The organism is Brevibacillus sp. NRRL NRS-603 (assembly GCF_003013445.1).
Lineage (GTDB): Bacteria > Bacillota > Bacilli > Brevibacillales > Brevibacillaceae > Brevibacillus > Brevibacillus formosus.
Window position 1 is genome coordinate 1 of record NZ_PXZN01000088.1, and the last position, 3,178, is coordinate 3,178.

The window sequence follows — 3,178 nt, forward strand, 5'->3', positions numbered from 1 at the left end:
TCTCGGACGGACTGAGCACCTCTGCATGTGAGGCGACCATTCCAGACCTCTTGCCTGCCTTGATGCAGGGACTGTCCATGCGAAACATCAGTGTCGGGAAGCCAGTGTTTATTCACAAAGGCCGCGTTTGGATTCAGGATCAGGTCGCGTCCATTGTCAATTGCAAGGTCGTCATTTCCTTAATTGGGGAAAGACCGGGGCTTGCGACGGCAGAAAGTCTTAGTGCTTACATGATTTACAAACCGGATGCCAATACGGTAGAATCGGATCGTACGGTTATTTCTAATATTCATAAGGGTGGCACCCTACCGATTGAGGCAGGTGCTTACCTTGCAGAGCTTTTGGAGGAAATTTTGAAGTACCAAGCGAGTGGTGTAAAATTATCACAGCTTCGGGCGATTAACGGGTAGATTCCCACTGGCGCTTCCTCCTGTCTTGCACTAGAATACATAGAAGATAACCAATTTCTATGAGGAGTTGCTACGCATGACGGAGCCAAACCAAAACGAAAAAGAAACCACTGAGCAAAAGCCTGGGAAAATCAGCCTGCAAGAGGCGATGAAGCGCAAATTGGCGGAGAAAAAACAAGCGCAAGCACAGGCAAATAACCCACTGAATCAAAAGGCGAAAAATCAAACGATGAAAAGCCAGCTCACCAAAAAACCAAACAATCAACGCAGACGTATGGGCGTATAGCTTTGAATGAAGCAAGGCAAAAAGGGAATGTGCAGCACGTTTTGGCTGCAGATTCCTTTTTTGTATGATCAATCATACGGAATGATCTTCAAATTTTTAAAGGTATCGAAGAACCAATAAAGCTGGCGAGAAGAAAAANNTCCACCACTATGTTGACTCAAAAGAAAAGTGGAGGCGATCATGAAGGTAGAACGGCTACTCGCTATTGTCATCATGCTGTTGAATAAACGTCGTGTGAGCGCTCGTGAACTATCCGATCACTTTGAAGTATCCTTGCGTACAGTCTATCGGGATTTGGAAACCATTAATGCAGCCGGAATTCCGATCGTAGCGTACCCTGGGGCAAGCGGCGGATACGAGATCATGGAGAATTTTACGATCGATCGACAATACTTATCCCTGGACGAGCTAGTCGCGGTGATTGCTGCGCTAAAAGGGGTTCATTCTTCTACAGACGATAAGCAAATCGGACAGCTTCTGGAAAAAATAAAAGCGTTGCTCACCACTGCGCCATCCTCTCTGCAAGGAAGTGCACATCCTGTTGTTTATGACTTCAATCCATGGGGCAGTACACCGGCAATCGCCGAAAAAGTAAATAAGCTGCGGGAAGCCATCGAGAAAAGACTGCGTGTGCGGATCATTTATACGAAAATACAAGGCGATGCGACAGAGCGCACGATTGAGCCTGTCACACTAATTATCAAAGGTTATGTGTGGTACGTGTATGGCTATTGTTTACAGCGCCAGGAGGATCGTCTGTTTCGCTTATCGCGGATTGCAGACATGTCTGTGCTGACAGAGGAGTTTTTGCCTCGTCCCTATCAAATAGATAAACTGGAATGGCTCGAAGAATGGGATACAGCAGAGCGTATTTCTCTTGTCCTCGAATTTGCGCCGCGTGTACATGTAAGGGTACGGGATATGTTTGCGTCAGAAGCGATAGAGACCATGCAGGATGGCTCATTATTGGTACGAACGATGATGACAGACGATGAATGGTTAAACGGTATGCTGCTTAGCTTTGGCGATGCCCTGTGTGTACATGAGCCTGCGCATGTGAGGCAGAGAATTAGGGATACGGTAAAAAGAATGGCGAAACTTTATGAATAAACGGTAGAACGTTGACAGATAGTTGTCAGGGTATGGTCGTTATACTAAGTCATGTAAACAAACTCTTACAGGAGCGTGGTTAATGATGAACCCAACGATTGTAAAACTGGATGAAATTCGTGTAGCTGGCTTGCAAATTCGGACAACGAATGAGGCGGAATGCGGACCGAATGGGAAAATTGGGGGACTGTGGCAGCGCTTTTATCAAGAAGAGCATCCTTTCAAAACTCCCCATCAAAAAGAGCCAGGTGTTGTTCTGGGGGTGTATTCCGATTACGAGAGTGATGAGACCGGCGAGTATTCCATGTTAGTAGGAACCGTTGTAGAAAAGAACGGTGAGCTTCCTGCTGAGCTCACAGTCAAGAATCTGCCGGCTTCTACCTATGCCGTATTTACGACTCGCGTAGGCCCTATAGTAGAGGTTGTGACGGAAGCGTGGGCGAAGGTGTGGGAGTGGTCCCATCAACCGGGGAACAAGCGGACATTTACTGGAGATTTCGAGCGATATGACGGAGTTCGTTGCGCTGATCCCAACAACGCACAAGTGGATTTGTACATCGCGATCGCTGAAGAATAATGGTGAATCCAATCATACAAGCAGTCGTAGTCGATCAGGCTACGACTGTTTTGTTTTTTTCCATGATTTCTTCACAAGTTTCGTTTACTCTAGAGAGAGTGGCAGAGGGGAGTCATACAGACGGATGGATTGGATAACGAATGTAGAAGCCCTGGCAGAATGGATTCGTTCTTTGGGGATGCTGGGGATTATCGGTAGTATTTTATTGAACATCGTGATCAGTGTGGCAGGTGTATTGCCTTCCATTTTTTTATCGGGTGCGAACGCAGTCGTGTTTGGTTTGTACGGAGGGTTCTTGATTTCCTTAACGGGAGAGGTAGCGGGTGCTTGCATCGCCTTTTTCCTTTATCGCTACACGATCAAAAAAGCAGATCGGAGCGAAAAGCTGAAATCATTCAAATGGGTACATGCCATCAATGGAACGACGAGTTTTCGCAAATGTCTGGCCATCGTTTTGCTCCGGTTGAATCCGTTGATGCCTTCGGGTGTGATCAATTTGGGCGCGGCTTTGACGAATATCACCTTCTTGCAATTTTTTGTGGCGACCTTGTTAGGAAAAGTGCCGTCGATGGTATTTGAAACATTCGTTGGCCATGATCTGATCACTTTTCGTGAAAACAAGTTACGATTGCTCTTTGCCTTGCTAGCAGGTGCTCTCGTCTTTTTGCTTTTCTGGAAAAAAGGAAAAGATCAAACACAACAGGAGTAGGGAGGATTCACATGTCTACCATTTTGCTAGTCGACGATGAGCCGCAAATCTTAGAAATATTGTCCTCCTATCTGCAAAAGGAAGGC

5 protein-coding genes and 1 pseudogene are annotated in these 3,178 nt (G+C 46.3%); all 6 read left to right on the plus strand.

Translation table 11 applies throughout. The annotated features are described in order from the left end of the window. On the plus strand, positions 1–410 hold a 410-nt coding region (locus tag C7R94_RS28225), incomplete at its 5' end, for an ethanolamine ammonia-lyase subunit EutC (protein WP_146142834.1). Positions 411–486: 76 nt separating this feature from the next. After that, positions 487–696, plus strand: a complete 210-nt coding sequence (locus C7R94_RS28230; RefSeq protein ID WP_047069123.1) for a hypothetical protein — start codon at positions 487–489, stop codon at positions 694–696. A 180-nt stretch (positions 697–876) separates the two neighbouring features. After that, positions 877–1,806 (plus strand): helix-turn-helix transcriptional regulator, encoded by a 930-nt coding sequence (locus C7R94_RS28235; RefSeq protein ID WP_106785876.1) that lies wholly within the window; start codon positions 877–879, stop codon positions 1,804–1,806. Between the two features lie 82 nt (positions 1,807–1,888). Beyond that, positions 1,889–2,383, plus strand: a complete 495-nt coding sequence (locus tag C7R94_RS28240; protein WP_106785877.1) for a GyrI-like domain-containing protein — start codon at positions 1,889–1,891, stop codon at positions 2,381–2,383. Between the two features lie 124 nt (positions 2,384–2,507). Continuing rightward, positions 2,508–3,092, plus strand: coding sequence for a TVP38/TMEM64 family protein (locus tag C7R94_RS28245; protein WP_106785878.1), 585 nt, complete (start codon positions 2,508–2,510; stop codon positions 3,090–3,092). Positions 3,093–3,103: 11 nt separating this feature from the next. Beyond that, positions 3,104–3,178: pseudogene (locus tag C7R94_RS31080) on the plus strand (DNA-binding response regulator); the annotation flags it as partial.